General features: G+C 61.2%; 14 protein-coding genes. 7 read left to right on the top strand and 7 right to left on the bottom strand.

The features are described from left to right. Positions 1-6: 6 nt before the first annotated feature. Both K328_RS0103125 and K328_RS0103120 read right to left on the bottom strand, forming a co-directional pair. Complete coding sequence (locus tag K328_RS0103125; RefSeq protein ID WP_036553088.1) at positions 7-1,074, bottom strand: enoyl-CoA hydratase/isomerase family protein; 1,068 nt, start codon at positions 1,072-1,074, stop codon at positions 7-9. Continuing rightward, positions 1,071-2,222: an acyl-CoA dehydrogenase family protein gene (locus K328_RS0103120; protein WP_028464722.1), complete on the bottom strand. Its 1,152-nt coding sequence runs from the start codon at positions 2,220-2,222 to the stop codon at positions 1,071-1,073. The genes K328_RS0103125 and K328_RS0103120 overlap by 4 nt, the downstream gene beginning before the upstream one ends. 224 nt (positions 2,223-2,446) lie before the next feature. Between K328_RS0103120 and hemB the strand changes: the two genes are divergently transcribed. Next, a complete protein-coding gene (gene hemB, locus K328_RS0103115) occupies positions 2,447-3,496 on the top strand; it encodes a porphobilinogen synthase (protein WP_245577381.1) in 1,050 nt (349 codons plus the stop codon). A gap of 5 nt (positions 3,497-3,501) precedes the next feature. Here the strand turns inward: hemB and K328_RS0103110 are convergent, their stop codons facing one another. The 3 genes from K328_RS0103110 to K328_RS0103100 all read right to left on the bottom strand — a co-directional run bounded on the left by K328_RS0103110 (position 3,502) and on the right by K328_RS0103100 (position 6,417). Continuing rightward, positions 3,502-4,515, bottom strand: coding sequence for a hypothetical protein (locus K328_RS0103110; RefSeq protein WP_156901159.1), 1,014 nt, complete (start codon positions 4,513-4,515; stop codon positions 3,502-3,504). Continuing rightward, positions 4,512-5,354 (bottom strand): YheT family hydrolase, encoded by an 843-nt coding sequence (locus K328_RS0103105; RefSeq protein ID WP_051284386.1) that lies wholly within the window; start codon positions 5,352-5,354, stop codon positions 4,512-4,514. Before K328_RS0103105 ends, K328_RS0103110 begins: the two co-directional genes overlap by 4 nt. Positions 5,355-5,484: 130 nt before the next feature. Next, positions 5,485-6,417 carry an alpha/beta fold hydrolase gene (locus K328_RS0103100; RefSeq protein ID WP_028464718.1) on the bottom strand — a complete coding sequence of 311 codons (933 nt, stop codon included), beginning with the start codon at positions 6,415-6,417 and terminating at the stop codon, positions 5,485-5,487. Between the two features lie 148 nt (positions 6,418-6,565). On the opposite strand from K328_RS0103100, the gene K328_RS0103095 reads away from it, so the two are divergent. The 5 genes from K328_RS0103095 to K328_RS22340 all read left to right on the top strand — a co-directional run bounded on the left by K328_RS0103095 (position 6,566) and on the right by K328_RS22340 (position 12,758). After that, entirely contained in the window at positions 6,566-7,024 is a 459-nt protein-coding gene (locus K328_RS0103095; protein WP_156901158.1) for a GNAT family N-acetyltransferase, read from the top strand. 36 nt (positions 7,025-7,060) lie between these two features. Further along, positions 7,061-7,531, top strand: a complete 471-nt coding sequence (locus K328_RS0103090; protein WP_205620575.1) for a CopD family protein — start codon at positions 7,061-7,063, stop codon at positions 7,529-7,531. Positions 7,532-7,623: 92 nt separating this feature from the next. Then, entirely contained in the window at positions 7,624-8,778 is a 1,155-nt protein-coding gene (locus K328_RS0103085) for a CaiB/BaiF CoA transferase family protein (protein ID WP_028464715.1), read from the top strand. Then, positions 8,775-10,304 carry an aldehyde dehydrogenase family protein gene (locus K328_RS0103080; RefSeq protein ID WP_028464714.1) on the top strand — a complete coding sequence of 510 codons (1,530 nt, stop codon included), beginning with the start codon at positions 8,775-8,777 and terminating at the stop codon, positions 10,302-10,304. The genes K328_RS0103085 and K328_RS0103080 overlap by 4 nt, the downstream gene beginning before the upstream one ends. A 36-nt stretch (positions 10,305-10,340) precedes the next feature. Next, positions 10,341-12,758: a penicillin acylase family protein gene (locus tag K328_RS22340; RefSeq protein ID WP_051284384.1), complete on the top strand. Its 2,418-nt coding sequence runs from the start codon at positions 10,341-10,343 to the stop codon at positions 12,756-12,758. Positions 12,759-12,764: 6 nt separating this feature from the next. Here K328_RS22340 and K328_RS0103070 read toward each other — a convergent pair whose 3' ends face one another. Then, the gene (locus K328_RS0103070; RefSeq protein WP_028464713.1) at positions 12,765-13,301 is read right to left on the bottom strand and encodes an outer membrane protein; all 537 of its coding nucleotides are present in this window, start codon (positions 13,299-13,301) and stop codon (positions 12,765-12,767) included. A 265-nt stretch (positions 13,302-13,566) separates the two neighbouring features. Between K328_RS0103070 and K328_RS0103065 the strand changes: the two genes are divergently transcribed. Continuing rightward, entirely contained in the window at positions 13,567-14,814 is a 1,248-nt protein-coding gene (locus K328_RS0103065) for a threonine ammonia-lyase (RefSeq protein ID WP_028464712.1), read from the top strand. Positions 14,815-14,871: 57 nt separating this feature from the next. Here K328_RS0103065 and K328_RS0103060 read toward each other — a convergent pair whose 3' ends face one another. Continuing rightward, positions 14,872-15,348: a flavin reductase family protein gene (locus K328_RS0103060; RefSeq protein WP_028464711.1), complete on the bottom strand. Its 477-nt coding sequence runs from the start codon at positions 15,346-15,348 to the stop codon at positions 14,872-14,874. Between the last annotated feature and the right edge of the window lie 161 nt (positions 15,349-15,509).

Raw genomic sequence — 15,509 nt, 5'->3', positions numbered from 1 at the left:
TTGAAATCAGAGCCCGATCTTGCCGTCAGGCGCGAAATAGGCCGCAACCGCCTCCGGCGTAACCGCCTCCAGTGTTGACGGCGACCATTTTGGCGCCCGGTCCTTGTCGACCAGAAGCGCCCGCACACCCTCAAAGAAATCCTCGGCGACCAAGAAGCTCTGAACCATGGTGAACTCCATCTCCAGATCCTCGGCAAGGCTGGCACATCGGGCGCCCCGGCGCAGCATCTCGAGCGTCACCTTGAGGCTGGTCGGAGAGCGATGCTCAAGCAAGGCTGCGGTCTCTTCACCAAAGTCGCCACCAACCGCCTTCAAAGCCGCTATGATGTCCTCTACCCGGTCATGGGCGAACGCCTTGTCAATCAGCGCACGGCGCTCCGCCAGCGGCGCATCGCCGCCGGAAGCCGCATGTTCGGACAACAGAACCGAGATCCGGCCCGCCGCGTCCCCCTTGAGGTCGAGCGCCAACAGTTCCGCCCGCAACGCCGGCAGCCTGTCGCTGGGCACAAAATGCGTGGCCGCCTTGATGTAAAGGCAATCCGCCGCCTTCACTGGCGCACCGGTAAGCGCCAGATAAGTCCCGAGCTCGCCCGGGCAACGCGGCAGGAACCAGCCGCCGCCAACATCCGGGAACAGGCCAATGCCGGTTTCCGGCATGGCGAAGAGCGTGCGTTCAGTCGCGATCTGGAAAGTGCCGTGCACCGAGATGCCGACACCGCCGCCCATGGTCACGCCATCAAGCAGCGCGATATATGGTTTGGGGTAGTCGGAGATCGAGCGATTCAGACGATATTCCTCACCGAAAAAGTCCAGCATCAGCTGGGTCGGCTTGCCTGTCTCGCCCTCTTCCAGCCGAGAGCGTCGCACGGCGACGACGTCTCCACCGGCGCAGAAGGACTTTTCTCCGGCGCCCTCGATCAGGACAGCCCCGACATTCGGGTCTTCGGCCCAGGCATCAAGCTGGACCTGCATGGCCCGGATCATTTCCAGCGTCAGTGAATTCAGGGCACGCTGGCGATCCAGGGTAATGCAGCCGATGGAGCCCTGGATTTCAAAACGAACGTCGTCAGTCATTGATTCCATTCCGTGAGGAGTTTGCGCGCAATGATCACGCGCATGATTTCGTTGGTGCCTTCGAGGATCTGGTGGACACGCAGGTCGCGGACCAGCCGTTCGAGCGGGAAGTCACCAAGATAACCGTATCCGCCGTGAATCTGCAGCGCCTCGTTACAGATCCGCGAGCAGAGATCCGTCGCCAAGCGTTTCGCCATGGCGCAGTGCTTGGTCGCATCCGGGGTCTTCCGGTCCAGACTGTCCGCCGCCCGGTGCACCAGCAGCCGGGCCGCATCCAGTTCCGTCGCCATGTCCGCAAGCTTGAACTGAATGGCCTGGAATTCATTGAGCTTCTTGCCGAACTGGGCCCGGTCAGCGGCGTAAGACAGCGCCGCTTCCAACGCCGCGCGGGCACCGCCGAGGGAGCAGGCGGCGATATTGATGCGGCCACCGTCAAGCCCGGCCATGGCGATCTTGAAGCCATCGCCCTCGTTACCGACGAGATTGTCCCGCGGCACCGGGCAGTCTTCGAAATTCACCATGGAGGTGTGCTGGCTGTGCCAGCCCATCTTGCGTTCCTTCTTGCCGTAGGACAGCCCGTCCGTACCGCGCTCGACCAGCAGGCAGGACACACCGCCGGCCCCCTCGCCGCCGGTGCGGGCCATGACGGCGTAGAGATCGCTGGTCGGACCGCCCGAAATGAAGGCCTTGGCGCCGGTCATCCGGAAGGTGCTGTTGCCTTCCGGCGTGGCCCGGGTTTTCAGCGACGCCGCGTCCGACCCTGCCCCGGGCTCGGTCAGACAGTAGCTCGCCATCTGTTCCATAGAGGTCAGCTTCGGCAGGAACCGCGCCCGGACCTCGTCCGAGCCGAATCGGTCGATCATCCAGGAGACCATGTTGTGGATGGAGATATAGGCCGCAGTCGAAGGGCACCCGGCGGAAAGTTCTTCAAAAATGATCGCCGCATCGAGCCTACTCAGGCCGGAGCCGCCATGCTCCTCGCCAACATAGATCCCGGCCAGCCCAAGTTCCGCCGCCTTGCGAATCTCCTCGACCGGAAAGATCTCTTCCTCGTCCCAGCGCGCGGCGTTCGGGGTAAAATGCTCTGCCGTGAAAGCGCGGGCCATATCCTGAATGGCGCGCTGTTCCTCGTTCAGCTGGAAATCCATCTACAATTCCTCCATGGCCGGCCGTGTTCTAGACAGCACGCGTTCGGGCGGCGGATCATAGGCGGCACCCTGCCGGTGTTCAATGCTTGCGCCAGTTCCACTTTTGGCATCCCGGTCACCTGCAACGGCCCGTGCGACAACCGGTGCCTTTTCACCGGCCTCTCTCCGCTTTACCATCCGTTGCGAGAGAAACGCCTGCTGGTTAACGAACAAGGCTCAAGAAAATGCCCCTGAACGGATCCGCCCCGCACCTGTCCGCGACCGACAATACGCTGAACACCGGTTCAGGATTCCCGTCGATCCGCATGCGTCGTAACCGGCAGACCGACTGGTCGCGTCGGCTTGTGGCGGAAAACCGACTGTCCGTCGACGATCTGATCTGGCCGGTTTTCGTCCGTGTTGGCCATGGCCTGGAAGAGCCGGTCGAATCGATGCCCGGTGTGTTTCGCTATTCCGTCGACCGGCTGCCGGAGATTGTCGGCAAGGCGCGGGATCTCGGCATTCCGGCGGTCGCGCTCTTTCCGTTCACTGAACCGGAGCTTAAGGACGAAACCGGCAGTTATTCCGAACGGGACGACAATCTCGTGTGTGAGGCCGTACGTGCGATCAAGGCGTCCGAGCCCGATATCGGCGTGATGTGCGACGTGGCGCTCGACCCCTATACCAGCCACGGTCATGACGGCGTGCTTGAAGGCGACCGTATTCTGAATGACGAGAGCGTCGAAATCCTGTGCCGCCAGGCCCTGGCTCAGGCTCGCGCAGGCTGCGACATCGTCGCGCCGTCAGACATGATGGACGGCCGTATCGGCGTGATCCGCAAAGCTCTTGATGCGCACGGCTTCGACAATGTGCAGATCATGGCCTATTCGGCCAAATACGCGTCCGCCTTCTATGGCCCGTTCCGGGATGCTGTCGGCTCGTCCGGCACCCTCGGCAAGGCCAGCAAGTCGACCTATCAGATGGATTCGGCAAATACGGATGAGGCCTTGCGCGAAGTCGCCCTCGACATTGCAGAAGGCGCGGACATGGTCATGGTCAAGCCGGGCATGCCCTATCTCGACATCGTGCGCCGGGTGAAGGACACCTTCTCCATGCCGACCTACGCCTATCAGGTGAGCGGCGAATACGCGATGATCTCGGCCGCCGGCCTGAACGGCTGGATCGACCGGGAACGGGCCATGGTGGAAAGCCTGCTTGGCTTCAAACGCGCGGGCGCGGATGGGGTGCTGACCTATTTCGCGGTCGAGGTGGCGCAGCGTTTGAAAGCCGGGTGATAGGCTTAGCCTGGCTGCCGAGGCGCCATTTTTTGACGCCACATTTCAGTGGCGGCACGACAGAGCCCAACTGTTTCCACTAGGTCGGAAACGATGCTTTCCAGAACAGAAAGCGGAGGGTGGTTGACGGCACGAGCAACGCGCGCCCTTGCGAACTCACGCTGATCTGATAGCAACAAGACACAATGAGAGCCCGAAGCGTGCCAGACGCGCTTCCCTCGGCCGTTTCCTCTATGTGAGGGTGGCCGTCCCCAAGACGTCCGAGCGACAGCCCGCTCAAGAAACTGAACACGCTCGTCAAGGTGAACCCGCTCGGCGACACGTAAGACTAGGACCGACCCGCTAAAAGTCCGCACACTGCGCCGGTTCGAATAATCATATTTTTCAAATCGCACGGGCAAAATATGAGCAAGGTATTCCGGCTCAAGAACTGTAAGGCCGTGCCGTTCATCTGCGTATGCCGTCTCTCCAGTTAGCGTGAACCCGGATCGCTCGATTAAGGCTAAAAGGTCGCCCTCGGCATCCTGCCGCAACGAACGCACATCGAGGCGTGAAAGCCCGTCAATCGAATGCAGGAGCGGGAAAACAACTATTTTTGCAAAGTGCAACGCGTATGCACGCGACTTCATAGTAGTGAAGCCGACAATCCCCCCGAATAGGCCACTTATGATCGTTCCCGAGACAGCCTTGTGTTTGAGTATCGGCAACAACTTCACAAAGTGAAAAGTGAACCAAGATTTGAATTTTGTGACGAATCCGAAAACTGAGATTTTCAGCGCGATCTTCGGGCCCAGTACAATCACCAGCGTCCCGACGAAGAACATGACTGGTAACAGAAGAGCCAGAAGCGTCGCTCGTGAAACCACGCTCCGCTGAGCCTGTTTTCGACGCGCTTCCAGTGCACACCAATTGATGTGTTCAACCGCTTGCCGCCAACGACCGGAAACAAGGTCGTCAACGATGAGCTTACCATCCCCGGTCACTGGAACCGCTTTTTGTGTCCGCCGACCGACGCTCACATAATACCCTTCTCTTCGAGAAACCGCTCCGCCATCCGGAGATGCCAGCTTCCGGCGCCGTCATGGAAACCGACATGTCCGCCATCGAGCGGCAGGAGCGGCGTCAGGCGCGGTGATCCCGCCCAGTCGAAATCGAGATAGCTTGCACCCGGTATCCAGGGGTCGTTGAGGGCGTGGATGATCAGGGTCGGGGTCGTGATGCCCTTCAGGTACTGCCTGGCGGAACTCTGCGTGTAATAGTTCCGCGCACCGTCAAACCCGTTCCGGGCCGCAACATGACGCTCATCGAATTCGAAGATGGTGCGCACATTCGCGACAGCATTGCTTTCGGTGACTGATAGGCCCGGGGTCGCCAGCGCCTCGCGCTTCATGCTTTTCAGGAGCCAGCGATGGTAGAGCCGGTTACGTGGCTGGATGATGCGTTCGGACGAGCGGGCGAGATCGATCGGCGCGGAAACGGAGACGGCGCCCACCACATGCGGGCGCTCTTCTTCGCCGAGATATTTCAGCATCATGTTGGCGCCGAGTGAGGCGCCGTAGAGCACGAAACGGTCAGCCGTGCCGCTTTCGCGCAACTGTGACAGCACGGCATCCAGATCTCCGGTCCGGCCGGCATGATAGGATTGCGTGCAATCGCCTCGAGTAGGTCCCGCTCCGCGCAGATTGAGCCGCAGGACAGACAACCCCGCCGCGACAAAATACCGGGCCGCGTCGCGCACCAGATAGCTGTCCTCGCAGCCGGTGAGCCCATGGATAATGACAATAAGCGGCGCTCCCGGCAACGGTTTGGCCGGATGCTGCAGCATTCCTGACAAGCGATCCCCTGTGCCGTCCTCCATCGGAAACACGATCCTCTCCGACCGCGCAGACGGGATAGTGGGCCGTCCGCCGAACAGAAAACTCCGAAGCGTTTGCGGATGTCCGCCAACCCATGGGAAGCGCGGTTGAAACGGCGGGTAGGACGGAATGTCAGGAAGCGTCACTCTGCTTCCCGTCGGCGTCGTTAACAGGCGCGTTGGCAGCCATATCCTCGTCTTCCTCTTCCTCGACCGGCTCGAACTGCATGAGCCATTCATGCACGGCGCCGATCTGGGCCTCGTTCATCAGCGCCGGCGCGTGGCCGCAGCCCTCGAACTCGATCAGATCCGCCTTTGGGCCCCGCTCCGTCATTTCCTCGGCGACGTCCCGAGGCAACAAGTCGGAATTGGCACCCCGAAGCACAAGGGTCGGGCATTTGATCATGTCGTAGACCGCCCAGAGATCGACATCGTCTATCGGTCCCTCGAACGCATCCCCGATCGCCGGGTCGTAATGCATCCTGTACGTCCCGTCGGGCTCCCTGATAACGCTGTGCTGGGTCATTTCCGACCAGTCGGCATCGCTGAGATCGCCGAAATCGGCCAGCGTCTCGCGCAGATAAGCCCCGGCCTCGTTCAGATTGGCGAATGCAGGCGGATCGGCAACATAGGAGCCAATCCGCTCCAGTGCCGCCTTCGGGATGAACGGTCCCACATCATTCAGAATCAGCCGCTTGATCGGCGTCCCCTCACGAGAGGCCAGCAGCATTCCGATGATGCCGCCCATCGAGGTCCCGAGCCACTCGACCTCCTGCAAACCGCGATAGTCCAGCAATGCGTCCGCATGGCGCAGATAAGTCTCGAAATTGTAGCCGTCCTTATTGTTCAGCCAGCCACTGCGCCCGCGCCCGGCGACATCCGTCTCGATGCAACGGATATCCTTGCCAACCACCCGGGCAAGAGCGTCGAAATCCCGGCCCTGGCGGGTCAGCCCGTGAGCGCAGATCATGGTCCGCTGCAGCGACCGGTTGCCCCAGTCTGTAAAAGCAAGCCAGACGGTGCCGTGGTCGTCGGTGAAGGGAAAACTGCCCTGATCTGGTCTCATGCTCCGTCCTGTCCCCGTATCGCTACGATGCCGTTCTGTCCCTGCCGACATATTCCCTCCGGGCAGTGATGCGTCAAGTACGCAGCCCACTTGCCCGTGCCGGCGATACTGATAAGGTCCGCAAATCATTGTATTGGGAGACCTGACAGTGGAACGCGACACACCCCGCGTGGTTCCCGTGGCGGAACGGCACAAGACGGACTGGCGCCGGCTCTATGACGGCTATGCGGCTTTCTACAAGGTGCCGATGACAGATGAAATCGCGGACACGGTCTGGGGCTGGCTTAACGATCCGGCCCATGTGCTGACCTGCCTGATCGCCGAGGACGCAAACGGCAAGGCGATTGGCCTCGCCCATATCCGCGCCATGCCGCGCCCGCTTTCCGGCGCCGAATGCGGTTTCCTCGACGATCTGTTCGTCGATCCGGACGCGCGCGGCCAAGGCGTGTTCGAGGCTTTGTTCAAGGCAATGGACGCGATGGCCCTGGACAAGGGCTGGTCGATGGTCCGATGGCTGACCCAGGAATTCAACTATCGCGGCCGCTCAGCCTATGATCGGATCGCCACCAAGACGCCTTTCATCCTCTATCAGCGCGAAACACCCTGACCCAAGGCTCTCCACGAGAGAGAGCAGGAGAGAGATATGCCCTTCACAATGATTATCGCCCTCGCCATCCACATCGTCTCGGCGGTGATCTGGGTCGGCGGCATGTTCTTCGCCTATTCGGTCCTGCGCCCATCCATGGGGACGCTGGAGGCGGCACCGGACCGGCTCCGCCTGTGGCGCGCCGTCTTCGCCCGCTTCTTCCGTTACGTCATCATTGAGATCGTGTTGCTGCTCGGTAGCGGCTACTGGATGATCTTCATGGAGTTCGGCGGCTTTGCGGGTGCCGGGATGCATATCCACATCATGAACCTGACCGGCTTCCTGATGATGGGCCTGTTCGGCCATCTCTATTTCGCCGAATGGCTCAAGTTCCGCCGTGCGGTGGATGCCGAGGATTTCCCGACAGCCGGAGCACGGCTCAACCGGATCCGGCTGATTGTTGGTACTAATCTCGGCCTGGGATGGGTCACGATAATCGTCGGCGCGACCGGTCGCTATTGGGGATAGCATTCTTGCCGGAGCCCGGCTTGCCGTGACCTTTTCAATCCCTTACTAATTCGCCTCCAGATCTCTGAGTTAATTCATAAAGGACACAGCGCATGGCAGCGTCAGGAGGCCCCCTTTCCGGGGTGACGGTAGTGGATCTCTCGCGGATTCTCGCGGGGCCCTATTGCACCATGATGATGGCGGAACTCGGCGCCCGGGTGATCAAGGTGGAAACGCCTGAAACCGGCGACGACGCGCGGCATTACGGGCCGTTCATCAACGGCAAGTCGGCCTATTTCCAGTCCGTCAACCGGGGCAAGGAAAGCATTGCGCTGAACCTGAAGGACGAAGGCGACAAGGCGATCCTCGACAAGCTGCTGGAGAAGGCCGACATCATCGTCGAGAACTTCCGGCCCGGCACCATGGAGAAGCTCGGCTTCGGCTGGGAGCGGCTGCACGAGAAGTTCCCGAAGCTGATCTATGTCTCCGCCTCCGGCTTCGGCCATTCCGGCCCGGACATGTACCGACCGGCCTATGACATGGTCGTGCAGGGTATGGGCGGCATCATGAGCATCACCGGCCATGAGGGTGCGCCGCCGACCCGGATCGGCACCTCTATCGGCGATATCGGCTCCGGCCTCTATGCCGCGATCGGCGCCATGTCCGCCCTCGTCCACCGGTCCAGCACCGGCGAGGCAACCAAGGTCGACATCTCCATGTTCGACTGCCAGCTCGCCCTGCTGGAAAACGCCATCATGCGGTATTTCGTCACCGGCTCCGCGCCAGGTCCGCTCGGCGCCCGCCATCCCTCGATCACACCCTTCGAAGCGTTCGAGACCCTGGACGGCTACATCATCATCGCCGCCGGCAACGATTCCCTGTTCCACAAGATGGCAGACGGTCTCGGCAAGCCCGGCTGGAAGACAGACGACCGCTATCTGACGAACGATCTCCGGGCCCAGCATCAGGCCTATCTGAAGGTCGAAATCGAGGCGATTCTGAAAACAAACACGACTGCCCATTGGGGCGGCATTCTGGATGAAGCCGGCGTGCCGAACGGGCCAATCAACGATGTCGGCCAGGCGGCGGAGCATCCGCAGGCCGCTGCCCGCAACATGATCGTGGATGTCGACGATCCGGTCACTGGCGCGATGAAAGTCGTCGGCAACCCGATCAAACTGACTGCTTTCGACGACCCCAAGACACGCGTTCCGTCACCGAACCTCGACCAGGACCGCGACCGTATTCTCAAGGAGCTTGGACTATGAATCTGATGCGCACGGAACTCGACTTCTCGAGCGAGCCGGCCCTCACCCCGAACACCGATCCCTACGCGCTGGCGAAGGCTCTGTCCGGCCGTCACCTGATCGGCGGCAAACTGGTCCCGGCCTCCTCCGGCAACAGCTTCGAGGTCATTGATCCGGCCACCGGCACCGTCATCGGCTATGGCGCCGAGGGCGACGAGGCCGACGTGAACGCGGCGGTGGAAGATGCAGCCGCCGCACAGAAGGAATGGGGCAAGATGCGGGCCCGCGACCGGGGCGCGCTGATCCATAAATGCGGCGAAGTCCTGATGGACCATGTCGAGGAGCTTGGCCGCCTGATCGCGCTCGAGACCGGCAAGGCGCTGCGCACAGAAAGCCGGGTCGAGGCCTCGATCCTCGCCGATGCCTTCCTGTTCCATGCCGGCCTCGCGTCTGAGCTGAAGGGCGAGACCGTTCCGCACCATCCGGACATGCTGACCATCACCGTGCGCGAGCCCGTCGGTGTCGTCGGCGCGATCATTCCGTGGAACGTCCCGCTGCTGCTGATGGCACTGAAGATCGCCCCGGCACTGGTCGCCGGCAACACCGTGGTGGTGAAATCCGCCGAGGAAGCGCCGCTGACTGTCCTGCGCGTCTGCCAGATCCTGGCCTCCGTGCTGCCTGCCGGCTGCTTCAACATGCTGTCCGGTTACGGCCCGGAATGCGGCGCCCCGCTGGTTGCCCATCCGAAGGTCGGCAAGATCACCTTCACCGGTTCCGTCGAGACCGGCAAGATCGTCTACAAGACGGCTGCCGACAAGCTGATCCCGGTAACCCTGGAGCTCGGCGGCAAGAGCCCGATGATCGTCATGAAGGACGCCGACATCGACAAGGCTATCGGTGGTGCCGTCACCGGCATGCGCTTCACTCGTCAGGGCCAGAGCTGCACTGCCGCCAGCCGCATGTTCGTCCATGCCGACGTACATGACGAATTCGTTGCCAAGCTGCGCGAGCAGGTCGACGCCATGGTGATGGGCGACCCGCTGGACGAGAAAACCGATATCGGCACCATCATCTCGCCGGAGCAGTTCGCCAAGGTGAAGTCCTATATCGATCATGGTAAGGGCGAGGCCAGAGCGGAAGCCATCGAATGCTCCGCCATGCCAACGGACGAGAAATTCAAGGACGGCCTGTTCGTCCAGCCTGTCGTATTCCTCGGCATGACGAACGACAGCAAGCTGGCCCGCGAGGAAATCTTCGGCCCGGTGACCTGCGTCATCAAATGGACCGACGAGGAAGAAGTGCTCGCTGCCGCCAATGACAGCGATTATGGCCTCGCCGCCACGGTCTGGACCAACGACCTGAAAGCCGCGCTCAACTTCACCGAGAAGCTGCAAGCCGGCTTCGTGCAGGTGAACCAGAACCTGGTGGTGCAGCCGGGTCTTTCCTATGGCGGCGTCAAGCAGTCCGGCATCGGCAAGGAGGCCACGCTGGAAGCCATGCTGGAACACTTCACGAAAAAGAAGACCATCATCTTCAACAAGACCTGATACCGCGTCATAGCGTAATCGATAGGGAGAAGGCCGATGCTAAGATGGGGTAAACGTCTTGCGCTCGGCCTTCTCTTTGTCTTTGTGGGCTTCAATTTCGGCTGTGCAGCCTTGCTCGTCTGGCTGAGCGGCTCAGTGCCCCAGATCGAGGGAGACGTCACCCTGGCAGGGCTAACCGCCCCCGTGACAGTTGCCCGGGACGACGCCGGTGTGCCGCTGATCAAGGCAGGCTCGGATGGCGACGCTTATTTCGCCCTTGGTTATGTCCATGCCCAGGACCGGCTCTGGCAAATGGAATCCATGCGCCGGATCGGTGCCGGACGGGTCGCGGAAATCGTCGGGAACCTCTCCGCTTCGGCGGGCGACAACGTCCTCTCATTCGACCGGCTGACCCGCGGCCTCGGGCTTTATCGCCGTGCGGAGGAAACCTACCGCAGGGCATCGCCTGAATTGAGACTGGCGCTCGAGCGTTATGCGGACGGCGTTAATGCTTACCTGAAGACCCGTGACGGAGCACTGCCGCCGGAATTCATCGTACTGTTTCACGAACCGGAGCCTTGGAAGCCGGCCGATAGCCTGGTCTGGCAACAGCTCATGGCATTCCAGCTCGGCAGCAACTGGTCCTCCGAACTGGACCGCCTCCGGATGATCGGGGCCGGACTCAGCCCCGACCAGATTGCCTTCCTGTTCCACGGGCCGGACGGACGGAAGCCGGACATGGCGCCCCTGCAACAAGGCCTCCTCTCTCCGGGAGAGCTCAACGCGGCAACCCAACTCGCGGCCGCTCTGCCTGCCCAGTTGGCCCCGGACGGCGCGTCGAATGCGTGGGCTCTTTCGGGCAGCAGAACCAAAAGCGGCAAGCCCCTGCTCGCCAGCGACCCTCACCTAAGGCTCACCAATCCCAATTTGTGGTATCTCACCCGGATCGAAACTCCTGATAGTACGCTCGCGGGCGTGACGGTTCCCGGCGTCCCCTTTCTGATCCTCGGACACAACGACCACATCGCCTGGGGGTTTACGACACCGCTTGCAGACACCCAGGACCTCTTCATCGAACAGGTCGATCCGGGCGATCCGGCGCGATACCTGACACCGGACGGCAGTCAGGCATTCGAGATCAGGGAAGAGCGGTTCCGCATCGGTGACCGGGAAGTCAGCGAAACTTTCCGGACGACGCGGCACGGCCCTGTTCTCTCCGATATCTGGAGCCGCGCCAGACAACCCGGCCAAAAGACGGTCCTCGCTCTCGGTGCCACCTCTCTCAAGCCGGGCGACAATAGCGTCGAGAGTTTTCTCCTCCTGAACCGGGCCCGCTCGGTCGATGAGGCGATAGAAGCATTGAGCGATTTTTCCAGCCCACCACAAAATGTCACCCTGGCGGACAGGAACGGCTCTATCGCCCTGCTGCTCGCCGGACGGATGCCGGTGAGAAAAGCGGGGGACGGCTTCGTGCCCGCCGACGGCGCAACCGGCTCCGGGGACTGGATTGGATGGGTCGACAGGGACCGGCTGCCCCTCATCCGCAACCCCGACAGCAATATGGTCGTTCAGGCAAACGACCATTTGCCGCGCCGTGACCCCAGGCTTTCCCTCAGCCGGGAATTCGTGGCGCCATTCCGGACGGAGCGAATCCGGGAACGGCTGCTGGAGACAAGCACCGGCGCCACGGCACAAGCGCAGGCCGATTTGCAGATGGATATCTTTTCGCCCGACGTGCCGCACACGCGGGCTCTGCTGCTGCAACATCTCAAGCTAGGGGCATTGTCTGACCTGGAGCGGGACATGGTCGAGAAGCTCCGGCAATGGAACGGGGAGATGCGCAGAGACCGCGTAGAGCCGCTGGTCTACACCCTCTGGACCGCGCTTTTGCACCGTAAGATCTTCGGCGATGAGCTCGGATATCTGATCAGCGACTACCGGCGCACCTATCCGCATATGTTCAACGCCGTACTGACCAATGCCCCGGAATGGTGCGACGATATCCGTTCCACCATCGTCGAGCCATGCACCGTGTCTGTGCGGGACAGCCTGCAGGAAGCCATTGCCCGCCTGACAGCCAAATTCGGGCCTAATCCGGAAGACTGGCGCTGGGGCAAGGCTCACGAATCCCGGTTCAGGCATCAACTCTGGTCACGGGTGCCCTTCCTCGACAAGATTCTGGACAGCCAGATCGCAACCGACGGCGGCGACTTCACCGTGAACCGCGGTAGCCCGAGCGTGCGGATTTCTGAGACGGATTTCAGTTTCTATAATGTCCACGGAGCCGGTATCCGCGCGGTCTACGATCTCTCGGATCTCGACGCCTCGCTGTTCAGCCTGTCCCTCGGCCAGTCCGGTAATCCGTTCTCGGAGTTCTATCACGATCAGGCAGAAGCCTGGGCGAATGGCCGCTACCGCCGGCTCGGTGCGGCGGAAACCTCCGCCGACCGGACTCTCACACTTCGGCCGCAATAGCGCAGATCAGAAGCGCAGCCGGGCGCCGAGCATGAAATTCTGGGCGAAGCCGGAATCGTCTTCTTCGGCTCTGAGGTTGGGCTGTGCCGTCCGGGTATAGAAAGCCCGATACTCCGTGAAGAAGTCCCAGCTATCCGATAGCTCGTAGGTCGCGCCGAAGCCAAGCTCAAGGGCTGGCGACATCTCGTCCTGACGGTCGAGACCGGTGCCATAGGCCAGTCCCAAGCCAGCGACCACGTGTGGACGAAGCAACCACTCATCGCCAAGATCGAAGGAATGGTTGAGAGAGATCGACAAAACATCCCCCGATCCGTAAGGGTCAGGCCCGCGCCCAAGCCCGACCTGGCCGGTCGGCTCGCCCAAATCTGTGTAGCGGAGGGAAAACTGATAGCGCTCGCCACTCCGGAAATCGTCCAGACTGCGGCGCTCCGGCTCGTTAGCGAAGCCCGGCTGGTCTTGCTCTTTATTGCCGAAACGATCGGTCGATGCGCCGAGAAAATACCATGCGTTCTGCTGCTTATCGAGTTCGTCTGCAGCACACACCGAAGGTATCCCCGCAATAGCGAGGCAAAAAACGGCAGGCATAACAATACGGCCAAGGCAGGACATTTGATGTCCCTCCAACAACACTGCGTTCCCGGTGAGTCCCTTAATTCTCTCCAAGAACGGCGTATACTCGCCCTTCCCCGTATGACTGGACTCCTATCACGCTCCGGCGGAGGCTGGGAGTCAAATCAGCGTTAATTGAACACCCTCCGGTGACCGGGCCGGCACGCAATAATCCGGCCGTCCCTACTGGAGCATTGAGATGACCCTGCCTGTTACATTCGAAGATATTGAAAAGGCTCAGGAAAAGCTGAGCGGCAAAATCCTTCGAACGCCGACCATTCCGGCGCCGGCGCTTGGACAGGCGCTCGGGATTGACTTGACCCTGAAACTCGAAAACCTGCAACTCACCGGGTCGTTCAAGTCGCGCGGCGCCTATGTGAAGCTCTCCAGCCTGAACGCGGAAGAGCGCGCCCGCGGCGTCATCGCCATGTCGGCGGGCAATCATGCGCAGGGCGTGGCCTATCACGCGACCGCTCTCGGTATTCACTCAACCATCGTCATGCCGGCGGCGACACCGTTCACCAAAGTCGAAAAGACCCGAAATTACGGCGCTCAGGTCGTTCAGTTCGGCGCGACGCTCGCCGAAAGCCGGGACAAGGTTGAGGAGCTGATAGCCAAGCACGGATATGTGCTGATCCACCCTTATGACGATCCGATGATCATCGCCGGTCAGGGAACCGCCGGGCTGGAACTGATGCAGGATGCCGGTGCCGCCGGCGCTATCGAAACACTGGTGGTGCCAATCGGCGGTGGCGGCTTGATTTCAGGTATGGCGATAGCCGCCAAGAAGTTCAATCCGGCCATCGAGATTATCGGCGTTCAGTCGGAACAGTTTCCGTCCATGTACGCTGCCTTGCGCGGCCAGCCCCCACGTTTCGGCGGTGAGACCCTGGCCGAAGGCATCGCGGTGAAAATTCCCGGCGCCATGACCACGGAAATCTGCCGCACGCTCGTCGATGACATCATCCTGGTCGACGAGATCGAGATCGAGCGCGCCGTCAATGGCTGTGCCGAGCACCAAAATCTGGTCGCCGAAGGCGCCGGTGCCGCTGGCATCGCGGCGATGATCAAGGCGCCGGAGCGATTTGCCGGAAAGCGCGTCGCCAGCGTGATCTGCGGCGGCAATATCGACCAGCGCATGCTGGCAACAGTCCTGCTGCGCGGCCTCACGCGCCACGGACGCCTCGCCCGCCTGCGGATCGACATCACCGACCAGCCGGGCACGCTTGCGCGCGTGGCCGGGCTTATCGGCCGGTCAGGCGCCAATATCGTCGAGGTGCATCACCAGCGCATGTTCCAGGATGTGCCGATCAAGCAAGCCGAACTCGAAGTGCTGATCGAGACCCGCAACCCTGATCACGTGCTGGAAATCGTCGCCGCGCTTGACTCTGAAGGACTGAAGACCAGCGTTCTGAGCAACATGGCTATGGAGGGGCGGCCTCTCTGAGGCCCTGGGGATGTCCTGCCTCTCTGAGGGCCTGGGGACGGCAAAGCTCTCTTCCGCTCAGGAAACCGAGCAATAGGCACCGCGATAGTAAATCAGCGGCTTGGCTTCTCCGCGAATGGGGCCGAGGCGTTCAACCCGTCCGACAAGAATTGAGTGATCGCCGGCTTCATGTACCGCATGCAATGTGCAATCGATGACCGCGAGAGCACCATCGAGAACGGGAGCCCCTGTCACCCAGGGCTCGTGCTTCACACCATCGAAACGGTCGCCGACGTCGGAGCTGAAGCGGACGGAAAGGTTCGCCTGATCCGCGGACAGAATATTGATCGCGAAGCAGCCGCTTGCGGAAAACGCATCATGGCAGGTCGCATCCTTGCCAATGCAGACCAGCACTAGAGGTGGATCGAGTGACACGGACGAAAACGAGCTGGCCGTAAACCCGTCGAGGCGCCCTTGATTGACGGTTGTGACCACCGTCACCCCCGTGGCGAAGCGCCCCATCACATCGCGGAACTGATCCGAATTCACTGACATTGCGAGCGCCGCTCCTTATTTTTGCCGGAAATCCGCCAATTGCAGGCCGTTACCGGCTAAAACCTCAACGGCTGACATGGCCCAAAGCCGCCGATAAATCAATTGTTTACCCCTTGTTGTTTACAAATAACCGAAATTTGAGGGATATTAGCGTTTGAATG

This window comes from Nisaea denitrificans DSM 18348, assembly GCF_000426505.1.
GTDB classification, from domain to species: Bacteria; Pseudomonadota; Alphaproteobacteria; order Thalassobaculales; family Thalassobaculaceae; genus Nisaea; species Nisaea denitrificans.
This window is presented reverse-complemented; position numbering and strand designations above follow the sequence as displayed.

Excerpts from the sequence above, each read along its gene's own strand:
- K328_RS0103065 (WP_028464712.1), top strand. The coding sequence starts at position 13,567 with ATGACCCTGCCTGTTACATTCGAAGATATTGAAAAGGCTCAGGAAAAG.
- K328_RS0103080 (WP_028464714.1), top strand. The coding sequence starts at position 8,775 with ATGAATCTGATGCGCACGGAACTCGACTTCTCGAGCGAGCCGGCCCTC.
- K328_RS0103090 (WP_205620575.1), top strand. The coding sequence starts at position 7,061 with ATGCCCTTCACAATGATTATCGCCCTCGCCATCCACATCGTCTCGGCG.
- K328_RS0103120 (WP_028464722.1), bottom strand. The coding sequence starts at position 2,222 with ATGGATTTCCAGCTGAACGAGGAACAGCGCGCCATTCAGGATATGGCC.
- hemB (WP_245577381.1), top strand. The coding sequence starts at position 2,447 with ATGCCCCTGAACGGATCCGCCCCGCACCTGTCCGCGACCGACAATACG.
- K328_RS0103085 (WP_028464715.1), top strand. The coding sequence starts at position 7,624 with ATGGCAGCGTCAGGAGGCCCCCTTTCCGGGGTGACGGTAGTGGATCTC.
- K328_RS0103060 (WP_028464711.1), bottom strand. The coding sequence starts at position 15,348 with ATGTCAGTGAATTCGGATCAGTTCCGCGATGTGATGGGGCGCTTCGCC.
- K328_RS22340 (WP_051284384.1), top strand. The coding sequence starts at position 10,341 with ATGCTAAGATGGGGTAAACGTCTTGCGCTCGGCCTTCTCTTTGTCTTT.
- K328_RS0103125 (WP_036553088.1), bottom strand. The coding sequence starts at position 1,074 with ATGACTGACGACGTTCGTTTTGAAATCCAGGGCTCCATCGGCTGCATT.
- K328_RS0103100 (WP_028464718.1), bottom strand. The coding sequence starts at position 6,417 with ATGAGACCAGATCAGGGCAGTTTTCCCTTCACCGACGACCACGGCACC.
- K328_RS0103105 (WP_051284386.1), bottom strand. The coding sequence starts at position 5,354 with ATGGAGGACGGCACAGGGGATCGCTTGTCAGGAATGCTGCAGCATCCG.